This window comes from Oceanobacillus sp. FSL W7-1293, from assembly GCF_037969815.1.
In the GTDB taxonomy this organism is placed as follows: Bacteria; Bacillota; Bacilli; order Bacillales; family Amphibacillaceae; genus Oceanobacillus; species Oceanobacillus oncorhynchi.
This window is the reverse complement of record NZ_CP150212.1, coordinates 197,273-215,887: the sequence shown is the minus strand read 5'-3', so window position 1 is coordinate 215,887 and position 18,615 is coordinate 197,273. Positions and strand designations below refer to the sequence as shown.

Sequence of the window (18,615 nt, the reverse complement as noted above, 5' to 3'; positions counted from 1 at the left end):
TCAAAACCTGCAGAAATAAGGGATTTAACAAAAAACAGGAAGGAAGTTTCATGTTTTATATAAAAGGGTCTTTAATCCTGTGAATTAAAATTCAAAACAAAACTAATTACCTATATACCAAATATCAGAATCGACTTCTATGCTTTATCAATAAATTTGATACGCATAACACCTATAAACGTTTGAAAAATCAAATGTTTTTAACGTATACTGTTAAAAAAGAACAAAGGAGGAAACTTTATGAACAAATTTTTTAGTTTTGAAGAGATGATTACACCTATTATCATCAAGGTATTATTTTGGATTGGACTTGCTGCGTCCGTTATATTTGGCCTTATTACTATTTTTACAGGAATTATTGAAGAAGAATTTTTACTTATTTTCTCAGGTCTTCTTACGATTGTTGTTGGAAGCCTCTTAGTGCGAGTTTATTGTGAGTTATTGATTATTATGTTCAAAATCTATGAAACCTTAAAACAAATAAGGGATAAATAATTCATCAGAGTAAAAAAAGAAAGGGAATGGTGTATCACATAAAGCGATACACCATTCCCTTTCAAACTTCAAACAAGAAATCTTATTTCAATTGTACTCCTTCAATAATTACCCCGCTCTCTGGAACAGGCGGAATTTCATTCATCTCATAATCCAAATCCTGTTCAATAAATGTAAACGAAAGATGGTTTACGAAAAAGTCGAGTGTCGTTTTTAAGACATCCATTGTCATCCATTCGCCGGCACAGCGGTGACCGATGTCAAATTCTCCGCCGCCCTGCGGAATAAAATTAAACGGAGACTCCTTCCACCCTTGAAACCTTTCCGGCTGAAACCGATTTGGCTGTTCCCAAATAACCGGGTCATGGTTTGTACCATATAAATCCAATAATGTTAATGTCCCTTCTTTAAAGGTATATTCTCCCCAGGTAAAATCCGCTTTGACCCGTGCAGGAGCAACTGGGAAAAATGGATAAAATCTTCTTACCTCCTGAATAAACCGATGCAAATCTTCTTCTGTCTTCAATTTCTCTGCTTCTTCCGGGTAATCGTGTACAGCCAGCAGAACAAAGTCTATATAAACAGCAATTGCGACGATTGGGCGCAACAGATTCAGTAATTCAACGGCAACAACGGAAGCATCCAGTAATTCTCCGTTCACGTCCCGATGCATTGCAAAATGGTATACGGCACTATCCTTACGAACCTCTTCTGCCGTGTTTCCGCGGACTCTCTCCACCAAGCCCGTTATTCGTTCTTCCGCTTTTGATCTTGATTGTCTGGCCTGCCAATGGCTCCATCCAACTGCACCGGCATCTTCAAACATGTCACTTAGCTGGTCTGCCCATTCTGGGATGTCTTCTTGTTTATAAGGAACCCCTGTCCATCGTAAGGCGGATTTCGTCAATACATATTTGGCTGTTTGATAAACTTGTATTTCTTCTTTAGAATTACGTTTCATTTCCTGCTCCCATTCCTCCCGAATGATAGCAGACATCTCGTTCAGCCTTTCTTCTGTCATCAGAGACATAAACATTGCTTTCCGATGATGGTGATCCGCTCCGTCTAATCCCTGAACGCCTCCCTCACCAAACAGCGTTTTCTGAATTCGGCCAGGCGAAGCATCTTTTCGAGAAAATTTAGCATTATCATAAAAAAGTTCTGCTTCCTTCTCACCTACCATACAAATGGTTTTCTCCCCTAACAGCCTTGTTTCAAACACACGGGATTCAAACTTATCCGAACGATTGGTTACAAATCGGTACCCTTCATCCAAGAGCTTCAGCGTATGATCCAAACCTTTGTCTTTTGGCATATGTGTCTCTGTCATTTCGTTTCACCCTCCATAAATAATGTACTTTATTATATCGTTCCTTTTTTATTTCTTATTTAAACAAAAAATAGTGATTCTCCACCCATTGGTGAAAAATCACTACCTGTTATCTATATAAATTGAAGCAAGAAATTACACTTTATTTTTCTTATAAAAATGACGAAATAATGATTGAAAACAGTAACTAGCGGAAGAAAAACACGGAGACTCCTGTGGGAATGCGCGGAGGGAAGACCCCGCAGAAAAAAAGCGAACTTCTTTTTTTCGAGGAGGCTGAGCTCAAGCCCACGGAAAGCGTAGTGTTTTTCTGTAGCGGTAGCTATTAATTTCAATTTATATAGCGTATATTTCTGTCCTAATCTTTTTTCCCGCTTATCTCTAAAACCGTATCATAAAGCACATTGGCGGCAATCACAATGTCTTCATCCGAACTGTATTCCAATGGGTTATGACTGATCCCATCCCTCGACCTGACAAATAACATCGCAACCGGAGCGGCCGCAGCGATATTCATGGCATCATGGCCGGCACCGCTGACTAAAGTATAAGGACGGATCCCCTGTTTTTCGATACTAGCTGCAAATTGCTGCTGCAGGGCTCCGTCAGCCTTTGCCGGCTTCGCACGCTGCAGTTCTACTACCGCTGCGGTGACATGCCGTCGCGCTGCTATGTCATTAATTTGCTGCTTCACTTCTTGTTCTAATTCACGGATAGTCTTTTCATCAATATCACGAATATCAATGGTAAAGGTTACTTTTCCCGGAATAACATTGACACCGTTTGGCTCGACCTGCAATTTTCCTACGGTGCCGACAGAATCGCCTTTTGTCTGGAAGCTTTGTTCCACTGCCAAAATCATCTCACTGGCTGCGGTTAATGCATCGTGCCGAATATGCATTGGGGTTGCTCCGGCATGCTCACTGATTCCATTCACAGTTACCTCTAACCACAATGGAGCGGCAATTCCAGTGACTACACCTACCGGCAAATCTTCCTTTTCCAGTACTTTTCCCTGCTCAATATGCAGCTCCAAATATGCTTTGATATCCTCCCGCTTTAATTTTTCTAAAGGAAAGGGGGATAATCCAAATTGCCGTGCTGCTTCTTCGATGGTGATATTCGCAGCATCGGTTTTCTGTAATTGTTCTGGCTTTAACAGTCCTGCCATCGCGCGGCTTCCAATCAGTCCGAAACCAAATCGCGTTCCTTCTTCATCTTTAAATGCAGTTACTTCCACCTTTTTATGAAGGGGAATCTGGTTTTCATGAAGGGTTTGCACGACTTCAATGGCCGTCAGCACCCCTAAAGCGCCGTCGAATTTCCCGCCATCCGGAACGGTATCGATATGCGAGCCCAGCATAATTGTTTCTTCTGCATCTCCATAAGAGCCAATAATATTTCCAATTCCATCCACATTTACCTGCATGCCTGCTTCTTTCATATATTCTATTACAAGGTCAATTGCCTGTTGCTCTTCCTTTGTAAAAGAGAAGCGGTTTATACCGCCTGTTTCGTGGTTCCGGCCAATCTGGCTTAACTCATCCAGTCGCTGCAACAATCTATTGGCATTTATCATGGTCTTACTCCTTCATCTGAAATTGGAAGTGACATTGGCCTTCACGTAGTACATATTGGTCATGCACAACTTCAAAATTTTTATTATATCCTTTCGCCACAGAAGGATCGATTACCTGGCAGTAAAGAATGCCGTATTTGCCCATATCATCATCTGCCCATTGCTGACCGAACGGACAATACGTAAAGGTTTGTTCTACTTCATTTTCTTTATGCACGGTATCTACTTCAAATAGTTCACTCCGGGCCATATCATAGTTTTTCAAGTAATTATCCGAATTATTTTCTAATCCATTGGCACGCGCACGCTGGGCAATCCCTTCTCCGCGCTTTCTTCCGTACCTTTCTACAGCACGCCGAATGACATCCTCACCCTCTTCTTCATATTTGTCTACGACCTGTTTTGAAATTTGGGCAAACATTTTGGAAAAACGTGCAAAGGTTGTTAATTCTGCATATTTTTCTTCTTCCTCCACAACTTGAGGTAAATATTCATAAAAGGCATGATTTTGTCCTTCTGCTGTTGCTTTTTGTGCCATGGTTTCGGCATCTTTTAATCCGAATGCTTCCAAACCTTGCTGTACAAGCTTTCGCCCTTCTTTTTCACCATATGCTTCTGTAATCGAAAGATGAAGTTCCGTAAACATTTTCGCTGTAATAATATCCATGGACAAAGCTTTCATCATCAGCTTTTCTTCACTCATCTTATCTATCTCCTTAAATTCTTATTATTTTACTTGGGTTTAAATCTATTATAAAATAAAATCAACTATAAATCGAATGAATATTTTAATATAGTACTATGAAATAAATTCATAAAAATATATTTAAAAAAGGAGTTTGTAATATGCCTACATTAGCGCAATACATCGCTCTTCACACGTTAATTGAAACCGGCAACTTTACGGAAACCGGCCAGAAGCTCAATCTGACACAATCATCCATCACGCATGCAATGAATAATTTAGAAAAGGAGCTGGACCTTTCCTTAATCATTCGGAATAGGAATAATATTATTTTAACAAGCAATGGAAAAATGGTCTATGAACACGTTTCGAAAATTCTGCAAGAGCAGCAAAAGCTTGAAAATACCGTCGCCAATTTAAAAAAATTGATTGGCGGAACGATTACCGTCGGTGTCCTTCCCAGTATCTCGCTTGTATTGCTGCCAAAGGTTTTATCCTACTTCGAGGAGCATCATCCGGACGTCACTATTCAGCTGATGGAAGGAGATTATGATCAAATTGAAAATTGGCTGCAGCATGGTGTGGTGGATATTGGATTTCTTGCGGAGCCAGTATCTGAAAATCTAGTATTTGATTTTATCTTTGAGGATGAGCTTCTGTGCATTATGGCAAAAGATCACCCGCTTGCTGCAGAAGAAGATCTGGTCTTGAAGCAATTAAAGGATGAGCGCTGGATTATGCCAAAACAAAATATTGACCGCGATGTATTACGTATCTTATCCAAGCATGACATTACCCCAAATGTCGTATATGAATTATCGGTCGATCAAGCCATTTTAACAATGGTTACGGAAAATTTAGGTGTTTCCATTGTTCCCAAATCTATTTTACACCATGCGCCTGCAAGTCTTGTTCAAAAGAACTTTTCTGAACACCATGCACGCACCGTTGGCATTGCTTATAAACGAAACACGTATCCATCACCGGCAGCAATGAAATTTGTAGAAATATGTAAAATATTAACGGAGGATTTTCCAATTAATGATTGACAAATCTTTAAAAACAGCATAATATCTGATAAAACTAATAGGTTTTATCTCATTTTAACTATAGATGGAGGAAAAAGCTTGTGCAAACGGTAATTTACGTAGAAATTATTCTCTATTTGCTCGCCATGCTTGCAATAGGAATTTATTTTAGCAAAAAAGATTTAACACATAACGATTATTTTCTGGGAGGCAACAAAGTCCCGGGCTGGGTCCTCGCTTTTTCAGAACGTGCTACCGGGGAATCTGCCTATATGTTCCTTGGAGCGATTGGATTTATTTATGTCGCCGGTTTATCCGGTATCTGGGTATTATCAGGAATGTTCTTTGGAGTGCTCGCTTCCTGGTTATTCCTGTCCAAACGATTTATGATGGAGCAGCAAAAATACAAGGTGAATAGTTTAACTGATTATATTGCAGTTAAATTTCCGAAGCATGCGGATATAATCCGCTGGTTAGCATCGATTGTCATGGTATTTTTCTTTGTCTGTTATTTAGCAGCCCAGTTTTCTGGAATGGGAAAAACCATTTATTCTATTTCCGGATTCAGCATTACCTGGGGAACGATTATTATCGCAATGATTATTATCGCCTATTCCTGTTTGGGCGGCTTTATGTCCGTTGTCTGGACAGATGCTGTACAAAGCTTTTTAATGCTGTTTTCTTTTATTATCATACCTATCGTTGCCTTTATAGAGATTAAGAATCAAGGTTTGAGCGTCTCTGCAGAACTCTCTTTAAGAGGCGGAGGTGCTGACAGCTGGACTGGCGGCCTAAATGGTCTCGCCTTAGGAGCAATGCTATTTACCAACTTCTCTTGGTTTTTTGGCTGGCTCGGCGGACAGCCGCAGCTAAGCTCCCGGTTTATGGCAATTACAACAGAAAAAGAACGGGTTACCGGCCGAAACATGGCTATTATCTGGACAATGATTGTCTATATAGGAGCCTTTCTATCAGCTATTTTTGCCTCTGCTCTATATTCACAAGGCACACTGGCTGATCCAGAAATGATTCTGCCACACATGATTTTTGAAATTTTACCGCCATGGGTTTCCGGAATTATCATTGCCGGGATTCTGGCTGCGATTATGTCGACAGCATCTTCGCAGTTATTAGTCATTACTACTTCCATCAGCGAAGATATTATCCATAAAACGCTCAGGTGGAATATTACCAGTAAAAAACTCGTACATTTATCCAGGTTCGTGGCATTAATCAGCGGGATTATCGGCATTATTATTTCACTGAAATCAGAATCTGTTATTTACAGTCTCGTTTCCTTTGCATGGGCAGGGATTGGAAACACTTTTTCCGTCGTTGTGCTGCTCATTTTCTTTTGGAAACGCGTTTCGGGAATCGGTGTTATTGCAACCATTATTGTCGGCGCAGTCAGTGCTGTCGCCTGGTCTCTTTCACCGCTCGAAGCAATTGTATCTGCCAAAGCTGCAACCTTCTTTATCTGTTTGATAGTCGGGATTGTATTTTCTTTACTTTATCCGGATAAAGAACCAAAAGCTGCAGCTTAAAATAAGAAATAGATATAAAAAGAGCTCATTCTCCAGATGGAATGAGTTCTTTTTTGTCCTTATGTTACTGTTTACCCGCATGTGCCGTTATTCGGGAACAGGCAATTGTTTATTTTATTCAATATTATCCGGAAAAACCGATTCATCTAAATCATACGCATCTACCGCTTCTTGCACGCTGATTTCCGTATCTATCAGTTCTGCTTCATAGAAGGTATCAGCTAATTGCTGCTGGTTTGCAATCACTTCTTCTGTCATTCTTTGCACGCCAAACTGCCGTCGCTCATTTGCAGCCTCCAGCGGTTCCGGATCTAATCCTAACTCGTCTGCCAGTATTTCAGCAGCCTCTCTTTTCTCTTCATTTGCCCACTGATCCATATTTTCCAATTCCTCTAAAATAATGGTGAGCGCTTCTGGCTGTTCATCAGCAAAATCATCTCTTGCTAAATAGAACGTACGATTTTCAATGAGGTCTGTTCCATCAAGAATCGTATGTGTTTCATTCTGGTCCTGTACAATCGCATAAAAGGGGTCCCATGTTCCAAACACGTCAAATTCATCGTTGGAAAAAGCCATCAAGCCTTCGGAGGCGTCCTTATAAAACTTCATATCTACTTCATCCCAATCGATACCAGCCTGCTTTAATGATTCTAATAGAAGATAGTGCTGATTCCCGCCATTGGTCACACCGACTACTTTCCCTTTTAAATCTTCTAAGGTTTCAATGCCTGAACCTTCTCTTGCCAGTAACGCAACGCCTTTTGGATAAGGGGACTCCGAAGCTACATAATTAACGTTATGCCCTCCAGATTGCATCAGCACACTATGTACATCCGAGGAATGGCCAAAGTCGATATTATTCGTATTCAACGCTTCAATCAATGGAGCACCCATTGCAAATTCTTTCCATTCTACATTATAGCCGGCTTCATTTAATGCTTCATCTAACGTACCATGGGCTTTTAATAGATTCATAGTATTCCCTTTTTGATAGCCTAGACGGATCGTCTCGCCATCTTCAGACGCATCTGAATCAGCGCCGCAAGCTGCCAGTACAGCTATGAAACTAAAAGTAATCAGTGCAAAGAGTAATTTCCTCATCATTTATCCTCCTACGATTTGGTCTAGTATTTTCTTTTCATAACTTGTAAACTTTTCATTTCGCTCCCGCGGCCGCTCTAAATCAATCTCCTGATCCAATTTCACGCCGCCTTCATCCAGTACAATAACACGATCTGCTAAATGAACCGCTTCAGATACGTCATGCGTTACTAAAACAGAAGTAAAATTTTGCTCTTGCCAAAGTCCTTCCATTAAATGCTGCATATCCATCCGGGTTAAGGCATCCAGCGCTCCCAGCGGCTCATCGAACAATAAGACATCCGGGCTGCTTGCCAGAGCTCTCGCTAGTGCCACACGCTGTTTTTGCCCGCCAGACAATTCATCTGGCCAATCCCCTTTTTTACCACGCAGTCCTACCTTTTCTAATGCTGCTTCCGCGTCTGCCTTATTTACTCCGCCAATAGCGATATTCTTTAAAATATTTTTCCATGGAAGCAGGCGATCATCCTGGAACATAATGCGTATATTCGATTTTTTTGCTTCTGCACCGGTATAAGCTAAAGAGCCGCCCGTCACCTCTTCCAGTCCAGCAATCACTCTTAACAGTGTACTTTTCCCACAGCCGCTTTTTCCTACAATTGCTGTAAAGCTGCCTTTCGGTATGGATAAATCAATATTTCGTAGAACCTCATTTGCCCCAAAACGTTTCCCTACGTTCTTTAACTCGATACCAAACATGTAACCCCTCCTGACTGACTTTAGCAGTTAATTCTTCCGGTATGCCGGGTCCCATTTCAACAAGCGCTGTTCACATACTTTAGCAATGAAGTCAGACAGCTTTCCTAAAATTGCATAAAGTACAATCGTTAACACCACAATATCCATTTGCATAAACTCGCGAGCTGTTGTTGCCAAATAGCCAATCCCTGCATCAGCACCTATTGTCTCCGCAACAATTAGCGAAATCCATGTCACTCCAAGCGCATAACGAATTCCGACCAAAATATTCGGCATGGCTCCAGGTAAAATAATATTCGTGAACATCTGCCACTTCGACATGCCGTACACTTTCCCCATCTCGATTAATTTATAATCCACATTCTTGATACCATTAAACGTATTGATATAAATCGGAAACATCACGCCGACCGCAACAAGAAATATTTTGGCGCTCTCTCCAATTCCAAACCATAAAATAACGAGCGGGATAAGCGCTAAATGCGGAATCGTCCGTATCATTTGAATCGATGTATCGATTAATTTTTCTAAAAATAGAACGGTTCCATTAAACAGCCCAAGCAGAAAACCAATCGTTCCGCCTATGAGGAATCCGATGACAGCACGCTCTGTACTTATATATACATGCTTCTGCAGCTCCCCCGTTTGAAATAAGTTTTTCCCGGCTTCGACAACTTCGAGCGGAGTCGGCAGCATAGTAGACTTAATCAAATCGCGGTCGCCAAGCACCTGCCATAAAAGTACCACAACAATCGGTAATAACCACGGAAATAGCTGGTTATTATACCACTTATTCTTTTTCACTCATTCTGCCCCTTTCGTATGTATGAATTTTTCGACAAGATTTTGTATCTTACTCCCTGCACTCTGTTTCAATTCAATCAACAAAAATATGTAAACAGATTGATTGAATCTGGCAAGAATCGAACAGAATACACTTGCTTCATGATAATATATGTATATTCCTAAAGCTTTAAATATCTTTACTCTATTGAATAATGCTTCAATTATAACCTTTCCTCTAGGAATTGTAAACATTCAATATTTGTATCGCTACAATTTATATAACTGTACCATATTCTAATTAGTTTCACATGTTAAATTTATATAACAGGTTTTATTCAATGAACAAAGGATAAGGTATTTTATCCATTTTGAAGAAGAATAACTGGCTAATTTTCTATCATTTTTTTAGTGAAAGTACAAGCTTTCTTGTAAAAATAAGCACATAAAATCGGCCTCATAGCATATTTGCTCCATAAAAAAATACCCCCTGGCCAGGGGTAAGGTGATTCGTTAATTTGAATAGCAGAAAAATCACTTATACAGCAGGTTTAATCAGCTGTTTAATGCGTTAAACAAACCGGTAAATGGCATCCTTTACTTTAAATTGCTCCTGCCGATTTCCTCCTGAAATAGTAACGATAAAAGGTTTCTCACCTCTTTTTTTCAGCGTATCAGAAACTATCCCTTCACCTTCAGGCTCATAAAATAGAATGTCTCCGCCTGGCAGCTTTAAACGGTGTCCTGTCGCATCTAGACCTTTATCAAAGAACGCTTCTCCCTGCTCCAATCCCAAATAAGTCTCCCACTTTTCGATAACAGCTTTTGCATCTTTCACAGCAAAGCCGACAGATTCTAAGGAAAGGTTTCCTTTTTGATGAGCGGCAATCGTTCCTTGCTCTTCCAGGCTTTTTCTGCGTTCTTCATCTGCTTCTTCCCATTCAATAAAGAATGGCAAGACTAGCTTTTCTTCCGGCTTCCCTGCAAATAACAGCTTCCAATTTATCGTGCTGCCATCGGCTCTTTTTCTCCCTAAAGGAACTGGACCAATAACCTCCAGTCCAAGTGATTTAAAACGCTTTGCTTCCTCCTCCAGATTACGGGACCTTAATGCAATTCTGGATAAACCTGAAGCATAACCATCTTTTTGAAAGGTATCTCTCAGGCTATATTTTTCGGCTGGCTGATCAGCTAACTGCTGATCAAACACGCCAATCAGTTCGATATAACTTAAACCAAAATAACTAAGCGCATTATAAGTGCCGCCATTATCATGCTTTCCTCCATCTACAGCGTGGAGACCAAGCTTCTTTAACTCCTCTTTTGCTTCTTCTGGACTGTCAACAAAATGAACAAGGTGGTCAAACTGAAAAGGCATTTGTATTCTCTCCTTTTTACATTTCATTTTATAGGAAATAACTAATGAATTAAAATATTATTCAGAAAAAAATTGTAGTTCTTCGTTATTTAAAATACCACCTGCATGATTTACTGTATTCTACCCTCTAACTTTCAGCGTGATTCCCCATCGCAATAGACAATCTATTCCACGTATTGATTTGAATAATGACCATTACAAGCTCCACATATTCCTTTTCATCAAAATATTCCCTTACCTTCTCATACAACGCATCACTGACTCCATTTTCTGAAACTAGCGTCATATTCTCTGCCAGTTCAAATGCAGCCCGATCCATCTCCGTAAATATTTCTTCCGTTTTCCAATGCTTCAGTGCATCTATCTGTTTGTCAGATACGTTTAACTTTTTAGCCGTCTTGGTATGCATGCTTAAACAATAGGAGCACCCATTAATCTGTGAAACTCTAATCTTAATAAGCTCTTTCAGCTTCCTGTCAATCGAAGTCTTCCTGACATATTTTTCAGATTCCATAATGGGTGCCATTGCACCTGGAGCAACTTTAAAATAGTTTATTCGATTATCCATTTTCATCATTCCTGCCGCTTTCACAATCCCTTTGTTGACCAGTTTCGCCATATCCATTCTCCTTTTTGTAAATGTTTTAAAATCCACGTACCTTCTTATTTCCCATCAAATAAGTGCAACATTTGTTGCATTGTTAAGGGTATCGTATACTAGCAGTAATAAAGAATCAATACAATTTAAGTAAGTCCTACAACCCCCCATTATATGTAGGATGTACAAAGAGGGGTGGAACAAGATGTCTGATACAAGCAATAATCCTTCTGCCATCAGGTCTCAAGAATGGCTTACAGACGCACTTTTATCTCTTTTGGAAGAAAAATCCTTCCATAAAATCACCATTAAAGAGATTGCTGAACAAGCCGTTTTAGACCGAAGTACCTTCTACCGGCATTTTGATTCGAAAAATGCTGTTCTGGAACGATACCTCCATCAGCTGGCACAAGAATACCTGCGAAGGCTGGATGCAGGAGAAAATATGGACATGGGGAAAGTGGCAAGCATTTTCATCATTTTTTGGATGGAAAATATAGACTTTATTCGTATCATTCGAAAAAATGATTTAGATAGTTTACTATTAAAGACTTTTAATAAACACCTGCCTTCTATCCATGGACTCACTGAAAACAAATTTGCCTATGCCATCAGTGAAGAAAATATTGAATTTGCTTTAGCTTTCAACGCAGGCGGAATGTGGAATATCCTGATGAAATGGGCAGATAGTGATTTTCAACATACGTATGACGATTTGATAAAAGCTTTTGAGGAAATAACGCGGTTTAACTATGTTAGGCAGGATATGAAAACAAAAGAAAAGTGAGCTGAACTTTTTAGCAGGGCTCACTTTTTTACTACAGTATAAGGAAGAACCGGCTTCTTTGATGGTGGATTACTTCAATTTATTGGCTGGGTTATTCTTGGGACATTAATGACTGTCTTCACACTAGGAATTTGTTATCCTTGGTCAATTACAATGATTTATGGGTGGAGAATAAATCATACATTTGTTGACGGCAAACGAATGCATTTTTCAGGTTCAGCTGTCGGTCTTTTTGGCAACTGGATCAAATGGTGGGTTTTAACGATTATCACATTAGGTATCTATGGATTCTGGGTGTTTATTAAACTGGAAGATTGGAAAGCACGTCATACTCATTTTATTAAATGATTTTTATACTGCAAACATGTTGGTTTTTTTAAATAGAAACTCCTCTCATTACAAATTTGTAATGTAGAGGAGTTTTGTTGAAGCAGTAAAGAACACTTTTTTCGCTTTTACCTTCAAGCTCTAGTTTACTTCCTTTTCATCTAATTTCTTTTCAATGGCAGCAATTTTACTGTCAAAAGTACTTTTATAGTAAGCATTGTTTACTTTGTACTCCAGGTTTTCGATATATTGCTCCATCTCTCCAAACTTGGAGAAAGGTTTTTCTGATGATTCATCCACGACCCGATTAATTTGGTGATTCGCTTTGGCTATATTTTCGCGGCCCATCAATTCCATACGGCGCAGGTGCATATCCTTCAGACGATGCTTCATTTCTTCGTATTTCTGCTCCAGATTTTCCAGCTGCGTGATTGCCTCTTCTCTGGACGCTTTCATGCGATCAGCACGATTTTGATATTCTTCATGTTCTTTTAAAGCAAATTCATGCATTTCCTCTTCTTGCGCACGATCGGCAATTTGTGCTTGTTTTAAGCGCTTATCTGCAAGTTCTTGTGCTTTTATATACTCACGTGCAAACTCTTCTTTCAATTTATACTGACGGTCAATCAGCTTTCTTACTTTTTCTTTTTCCTGCTCACTTTGGCGTAAATAATGGTTTAGTGCTGCAATCGGATTTTTTTGTTCCTTTTTGTCCATCATCGTGTGTAAATCTGCTGAAATAGAATCCTTCATTCGTGTAAAAATATTTGTTGACATAGTCAATCTCTCCTTTAAATTTTTTTATTTATTTAACTCTGCCCACTGTTTTTCAAAATTCGTAAATGGATCATCATCTTCCTTTATTTCGTGGACAACAGAGCCTTCCGGTGTGTTCCAGTTTTTATAGATAAGGTAAAGTGCATAAGCCGCTGCAATGCCTAAAACAGCATAAATGTTAGAGAATGTGATGCTTAATACGATTAACCCTAAAATCACCCATCCTATTTTTGCGGCAACTGAATCTGTTTTAATAAATTTTTTAAAGCATACATAAAGTAAGCCTACACTTAACACCAGCAATACCATTGGACCTAAATTTGCGAGAAGGACAAGTACTGCAATGAGTCCTCCGATAAACAACATGAATTTTTTCATTTTGTTTTTTCCCCTTTCGTTATCGTATCTTTATCTTATCGGTTCTAGCATTTTTTCGTAATGAGCCTAAGAAATATCTTTGTCTACGCCTTAAGGTCTATTTGCATCTAATCCATTGTGGAAGGGGCGGCAAATTAAAGCTTCATCTAGACGTAAATACTTGCATGTCGCAGATATAAAATGGACAGATAAATGCTTTGAACAAGCTTATAACGTTTTGTAAAAGCTAAAAATGCTATTTTAAACCGGGAACTAAATTGAAGGTTATGGAAACAATAAGACTAAAGAAAAATGAGCAGCTCCGTCTGAGCTCCTCACTTATGTTCGACAAATTATAGTTGATTATCTGATCAGCACATTCTTTTATTCCTCCCATAAAAAAACTCCAAACTACTTTCCATTCAAATGGTAGTTGGGAGTTTCCTTATTGCCTTTATTCTCAGATATACTTTACAAATTTCCTTTTCTCAATTTCTATTCCAAACTACTAATTTCATTTCCGTCATTTCTTCGATTGCATATTTGATACCTTCCCGGCCAATCCCGCTTTCTTTCACTCCTCCATAAGGCATGTGATCGACACGAAAGGTCGGAATATCATTTATAAGTACTCCTCCTACATAAAGCTTATCAATAGCTTCTAATGCTGTCTCGATATCCTTTGTATAAATACCTGCCTGTAGTCCAAACCTGGATTCATTAACAAAATGGATTGCTTCTGCTGCAGATTTTACTTTATTTAAAATGACAATAGGAGCAAAAGCTTCTTGGCAAGATACCTTTAATCTATTCTCTGCCTCCAAAATGACTGTTGGACATAACACAGTTCCTTCCTCTTTTCCACCAGTTGCTATTTCTGCACCTGATTCCTTCGCTTCACGAATCCACGATAGTCTGTCTTCCAATTCTCTTTTGGAAATCAATGCCGATATATCTGTATCTGAATCTAATGGATCTCCAATTTTTAGTTTATTTGCTGCTTCTATAAACTGCTCCGCAAATTTATCATATATATTTTCATGTACGTACATTCTTTGTATCGAAATACAAACCTGACCATTATTAGAAAAAGCACCCGTAATGCATCTATCTATTAATTTTTTATTCACTTCTGTATCCTTATCAATAATAACTGCAGCATTGGATCCCAACTCTAATGTTACTTTTTTTAATCCTGCTTTATTACGTATTCCTACACCTACTTCCGGACTTCCTGTAAAAGTTATCATATTTATTCGCGAGTCCGTCACCAATAAATCACCAACTACACTTCCATGACCAGTGACTACATTAAATACCCCCTTTGGAAGACCAGCTTCTTCAAGAAGTTCTGCAAGATAGAATGAAGATAGCGGTGTTTGTCTTGCTGGTTTTAATACAATGGAATTTCCTGATGCAAGAGCAGGACCTATCTTATGAGCAACCAGATTTAGAGGAAAGTTAAATGGTGTGATTGCACCAATTACTCCTAAAGGCTCTCGGATTGTATATGATACTCTTCGCTCTCCTCCTGGCGCCGCATCTAAGGGAATTGTTTCACCATGTATCCTTTTTGCTTCTTCAGCAGCAAACTTGAAGGTTTGAATGGTCCTGGAAACTTCCATTTCAGCTAATCGAATTGGTTTTGCTGACTCCATAGCGATAATTTCCGCTGCTTTTTCCAGATTTTTCTCATATAGCTTTGATAGTTTTTCTAGGATGCTAGCTTTTTCATGTGCTGGTATCCTTGCCCAAGAATCTTTCGCCTTAAATGCTCCATCAATAGCCAAATTAACTTCTGTTTCTTTAGCAATCGGTATTTCTGCAATTTTTTCCTCTGTATACGGGGAATAAAGATATTCAGAACTTTGGGTCGTTACCCATTCTCCATTAATGAATAGTTTTTCCATTACATCTATCCTCTCACGACAATAATAAAACGCTTTCAAAATAACATTAATTATTTTTCCCAACATTAAAATTAAAAGTTAAGCATGTCTAATCCCCAAACCATAGGCAAATAAATGGTTGCGATTAATAGAATTAAAAAGAAGGAAATAATATTTAGAGCTCCTCCAACTTTTATCATTTCTAATATAGAAACTTTTCCCGTCCCAAACAAGATTGCATTAGGAGGGGTTGCTACGGGCAGCATAAACGAAGCATTTGTCGCAAATGCACTAGCTAACATTAAAATTATCGGGTTCACTCCAATAGCTACGCCTAACATTCCTACAATCGGCATAAGCAGCGTAGCAGTTGCCGTAGTAGATGTTATCTCAGTAAGAATAAGCACAGAAGCAATTAGTACACTTAAAATCAAGAGGTAATGTGCACCTTCCAGCAGCACCAGTTGTTGACCAATCCATTCAGCAAGTCCTGTATTTGTAAATGCTGCAGCTATCGCTAATCCGCCACCGAAAAGTACTAAGATTCCCCATGGTATTTTTTTCGTATCATCCCACTCCAAAATTCTTTCCTTTCTGTTAGCTGCAGGAATAGAGAACAGGAGTATTACCGCTAACATGGCAATCATTCCATCTGAAACCTCTATTAAAATATTAGTCCAGATAAAAGATCTGGTAATCCACATAAAAGCAACAAAAGTAAATATAATAAGAACTATTTTTTCTTCGAAAATCATTTTTCCCAGCTTTTTCTTCTCATCTTTAATTATTTCAGAACCACCTGGGAAATATTTTATTTTCGTTCGATATTTCACTTTTGTTAAATACAGCCAGACCAGCGTAATAAATATAGCAACAAATGGTATACCTACCATCATTATCTGCCCAAAAGTAATATCCACATCAAATAATTTCTTTGCCTGAGCTGCCATAATTGGGTTAGCCGTTCCACTAATCAACGTTCCTGAACCGGCAATTGTTGCCGCATACCCAATCCCAAATACAATTGACTTTTCAAACTTCTTTAAATCGTCTATACTCTCGGGTTTATTCTCAAATGATTTTGCTGCTTGGGTAATTATCGCCAAACCAATTGGAATCATTATCATCGCCGCAGCTGTATTGGATATCCAAAGCGATAAAAAGCCTGTAGATACCATAAACCCTAATACTAGCCGATTCGAACTGACTCCTATCAGGTTGATAATAAATAACGCAATTCTTAAATGAAGATTCCACTTTTCCATCGCACCTGCAATTAAGAAGCCGCCCAGGAACAAGAAAATGATGTCATCTCCATATGAAGACACGACCTCTCCACTTCCCAGCGCCCCAAATGAAGGAAATAAAATGATAGGCAATAAAGCAGTTGCAGGAATTGGAATAGCTTCCGTAATCCACCATGTGGCTATCCAGAGTGTTATCGCTAAAGTTGCTACCCCTTGAGAACTTAAATCTGATGGTTGAAAGAATAATAAGGTTACTAAAAATAATGCTGGTCCTAAAATTAATCCAATTAATCTTGCTTTTGTATATGTGGGTTTAAAATTAGGATCATTATTATTTGTTTTTTCTTCCTCAATACTGTTATCTTCAATTTCTTTTAAGCTTTCTTTCTTCTTCATATACGAAGAAAACTGAAACAATTCTTTAATTCTGTAGTGTTGTTTCCACATTGAATTCCACAAATCGGCCGCAGTATTGGTTCTGGACATACATATCCTCCCTTACCCCTGTCTTTGATTGATTTTGAATGGAAGGATTCCCTAAACCTGACCCATTCAGGAAATCCTTTCATCAGCTTTATGAATTAGCGTTATAATCCTCAATAACTTCTTTTGCCGTTCTAAAAGCATCAATCGCAGCAGGAACACCACAATATACGGCTGTCTGCAGCAACACCTCTTTGATTTCATCTTCTGTTAAACCATTATTTAGCGCTCCTCTTACATGAAGCTTTAATTCATGCGGACGATTTAATGCTGTAATCATAGCCAAGTTAATAATACTTCTAGTTTTTTTGGGTAACCCTTCTCTTCCCCAAATCTCTCCCCAGCAATATTCTGTAACAAACTTTTGGAGATCCATATTAAAATCAGTTGCATTATTGATAGACGTTTCCACATACTCCTTACCTAACACTTCTTTTCTAATTTCAAGACCTTTATCAAATTTTTCAGTCATTTATAACTCTCCTTCATCTTTAATTTTTTAATTACTTACATACATCGTTTTCTTCGCCTATTAAGTTAATTTTTCTTCACTAATACGTTCTAGAAATTTAATTATTTCTGTATGATCTTGTTTATCACCCCCTGTAATGCTAGCTGCTTCATAAATTTCAATTAAACTGGAGCCAAGGAGCATAGGCATATGAACATCTGAAGCCATATCCTTCGCCATATTGATATCTTTAAGCTGTAAGCCCAATGAGAAATTAGATACAAATTCTCTTGGTAAGACATAGGTCGGGTACTTAAATTCCGACGAATGACTTCTTCCAGTACTCGTGTTAATGGACTCTAAAGCGGTTTCCGGGGCTATCCCTACTTTTTTAGCTAACATGAGCGCCTCAGCAGTGGCATACATTGTTGCTGCTGCTAAATAATTATTAATTGCTTTCAAAGCATGTCCAGTCCCTGTCTTTCCAATCAGCTTGATTTGGGTGCCTAAATGTCTGATAACTTCATTTGCCTCTTGTAAATCATCCTTATCCCCTCCAACCATAATGGTAAGCTCTCCACTTTTAGCTTTAGGAACTCCTCCAGAGACTGGCGCGTCCAGCAATCGTATTCCTTTTTTATCCAAAAGCGCTTTCATTTTAGTAGTTTCAAAGGTATAAGAACTACTCATATCAATAATCAAAGCATTTTCTCTTAGTGAATTTATCAATCCTCCTTCTCCGAGAACAACATCTTGAACTATCGTTGAATTAGGAAGCATTAAAATAACAAGATCTGATTTCTCTCCCACCTCAGCTATTGAATTCGCCAAGTCAATATGCTCGTGCTCAAACATCTTTAATGCTTTTTTATTAGCATCAAAAATAATTAGACTTTCAACATGGCCAACCAAATTTTTAACCATCCAATGCCCCATGGCGCCCACGCCGATAAAACCAACCTTCTTCATAAACTTCACCTCTGTTATAATAATCAAAACATCTTGTATCGTATTTTGGTACAATGTATCATATATTGAGATTATATTACAACATTGAAATTATGTTGTCAACAAAAA

At 38.7% G+C, this 18,615-nt stretch carries 19 protein-coding genes; 5 read left to right on the top strand and 14 right to left on the bottom strand.

Translation table 11 applies throughout. The features are described 5' to 3' along the window. The first annotated feature begins 240 nt into the window (after positions 1 to 240). Positions 241 to 495, top strand: a complete 255-nt coding sequence (locus MKY65_RS01155; protein ID WP_339181535.1) for a DUF4282 domain-containing protein — start codon at positions 241 to 243, stop codon at positions 493 to 495. 82 nt (positions 496 to 577) lie between these two features. Here MKY65_RS01155 and MKY65_RS01150 read toward each other — a convergent pair whose 3' ends face one another. The 3 genes from MKY65_RS01150 to MKY65_RS01140 form a co-directional block, all read right to left on the bottom strand. After that, positions 578 to 1,825, bottom strand: a complete 1,248-nt coding sequence (locus MKY65_RS01150) for a cytochrome P450 (RefSeq protein WP_339181533.1) — start codon at positions 1,823 to 1,825, stop codon at positions 578 to 580. A 358-nt stretch (positions 1,826 to 2,183) separates the two neighbouring features. Next, entirely contained in the window at positions 2,184 to 3,404 is a 1,221-nt protein-coding gene (locus MKY65_RS01145; RefSeq protein WP_339181530.1) for a Zn-dependent hydrolase, read from the bottom strand. 4 nt (positions 3,405 to 3,408) lie between these two features. Continuing rightward, positions 3,409 to 4,107, bottom strand: coding sequence for an L-2-amino-thiazoline-4-carboxylic acid hydrolase (locus MKY65_RS01140; RefSeq protein ID WP_339181528.1), 699 nt, complete (start codon positions 4,105 to 4,107; stop codon positions 3,409 to 3,411). Positions 4,108 to 4,250: 143 nt separating this feature from the next. On the opposite strand from MKY65_RS01140, the gene MKY65_RS01135 reads away from it, so the two are divergent. Next, positions 4,251 to 5,138: a LysR family transcriptional regulator gene (locus MKY65_RS01135; RefSeq protein WP_339181526.1), complete on the top strand. Its 888-nt coding sequence runs from the start codon at positions 4,251 to 4,253 to the stop codon at positions 5,136 to 5,138. An 80-nt stretch (positions 5,139 to 5,218) separates the two neighbouring features. Further along, complete coding sequence (locus tag MKY65_RS01130; RefSeq protein ID WP_339181524.1) at positions 5,219 to 6,661, top strand: sodium/proline symporter; 1,443 nt, start codon at positions 5,219 to 5,221, stop codon at positions 6,659 to 6,661. Positions 6,662 to 6,775: 114 nt separating this feature from the next. Here the strand turns inward: MKY65_RS01130 and MKY65_RS01125 are convergent, their stop codons facing one another. The 5 genes from MKY65_RS01125 to MKY65_RS01105 form a co-directional block, all read right to left on the bottom strand. Beyond that, entirely contained in the window at positions 6,776 to 7,765 is a 990-nt protein-coding gene (locus tag MKY65_RS01125) for an aliphatic sulfonate ABC transporter substrate-binding protein (protein ID WP_339181521.1), read from the bottom strand. Then, positions 7,766 to 8,461, bottom strand: a complete 696-nt coding sequence (locus MKY65_RS01120; protein WP_339181519.1) for an ABC transporter ATP-binding protein — start codon at positions 8,459 to 8,461, stop codon at positions 7,766 to 7,768. A gap of 27 nt (positions 8,462 to 8,488) precedes the next feature. Then, entirely contained in the window at positions 8,489 to 9,265 is a 777-nt protein-coding gene (locus MKY65_RS01115; protein ID WP_339181517.1) for an ABC transporter permease subunit, read from the bottom strand. Between the two features lie 550 nt (positions 9,266 to 9,815). Continuing rightward, the gene (locus tag MKY65_RS01110) at positions 9,816 to 10,622 is read right to left on the bottom strand and encodes a VOC family protein (protein ID WP_339181514.1); all 807 of its coding nucleotides are present in this window, start codon (positions 10,620 to 10,622) and stop codon (positions 9,816 to 9,818) included. 127 nt (positions 10,623 to 10,749) lie between these two features. Next, complete coding sequence (locus tag MKY65_RS01105) at positions 10,750 to 11,190, bottom strand: carboxymuconolactone decarboxylase family protein (RefSeq protein WP_339185070.1); 441 nt, start codon at positions 11,188 to 11,190, stop codon at positions 10,750 to 10,752. Positions 11,191 to 11,425: 235 nt separating this feature from the next. Here MKY65_RS01105 and MKY65_RS01100 point away from each other — a divergent pair, with 235 nt between their 5' ends. Together MKY65_RS01100 and MKY65_RS01095 are read left to right on the top strand one after the other, a co-directional pair. Beyond that, positions 11,426 to 12,007, top strand: a complete 582-nt coding sequence (locus MKY65_RS01100; RefSeq protein ID WP_339181511.1) for a TetR/AcrR family transcriptional regulator — start codon at positions 11,426 to 11,428, stop codon at positions 12,005 to 12,007. Between the two features lie 81 nt (positions 12,008 to 12,088). After that, on the top strand, positions 12,089 to 12,355 hold the full coding sequence (locus MKY65_RS01095) for a hypothetical protein (protein WP_339185069.1): 267 nt from the start codon (positions 12,089 to 12,091) through the stop codon (positions 12,353 to 12,355). A 120-nt stretch (positions 12,356 to 12,475) separates the two neighbouring features. On the opposite strand, the gene MKY65_RS01090 is transcribed toward MKY65_RS01095, so the two are convergent. From MKY65_RS01090 to MKY65_RS01065, 6 genes are all read right to left on the bottom strand, one after another. Further along, positions 12,476 to 13,111 carry a PspA/IM30 family protein gene (locus tag MKY65_RS01090; protein ID WP_256705507.1) on the bottom strand — a complete coding sequence of 212 codons (636 nt, stop codon included), beginning with the start codon at positions 13,109 to 13,111 and terminating at the stop codon, positions 12,476 to 12,478. Positions 13,112 to 13,135: 24 nt separating this feature from the next. Continuing rightward, positions 13,136 to 13,489 (bottom strand): flagellar basal body rod protein, encoded by a 354-nt coding sequence (locus MKY65_RS01085; protein WP_339181507.1) that lies wholly within the window; start codon positions 13,487 to 13,489, stop codon positions 13,136 to 13,138. Positions 13,490 to 13,956: 467 nt separating this feature from the next. Then, positions 13,957 to 15,378, bottom strand: a complete 1,422-nt coding sequence (locus MKY65_RS01080) for an aldehyde dehydrogenase family protein (protein ID WP_339181505.1) — start codon at positions 15,376 to 15,378, stop codon at positions 13,957 to 13,959. A 71-nt stretch (positions 15,379 to 15,449) separates the two neighbouring features. Continuing rightward, positions 15,450 to 17,090 carry a DASS family sodium-coupled anion symporter gene (locus MKY65_RS01075; RefSeq protein ID WP_339181502.1) on the bottom strand — a complete coding sequence of 547 codons (1,641 nt, stop codon included), beginning with the start codon at positions 17,088 to 17,090 and terminating at the stop codon, positions 15,450 to 15,452. 88 nt (positions 17,091 to 17,178) lie between these two features. Then, complete coding sequence (locus MKY65_RS01070) at positions 17,179 to 17,559, bottom strand: carboxymuconolactone decarboxylase family protein (RefSeq protein ID WP_256705504.1); 381 nt, start codon at positions 17,557 to 17,559, stop codon at positions 17,179 to 17,181. A gap of 60 nt (positions 17,560 to 17,619) precedes the next feature. Beyond that, positions 17,620 to 18,507: an NAD(P)-dependent oxidoreductase gene (locus MKY65_RS01065; RefSeq protein WP_339181500.1), complete on the bottom strand. Its 888-nt coding sequence runs from the start codon at positions 18,505 to 18,507 to the stop codon at positions 17,620 to 17,622. Positions 18,508 to 18,615 lie beyond the last annotated feature (108 nt).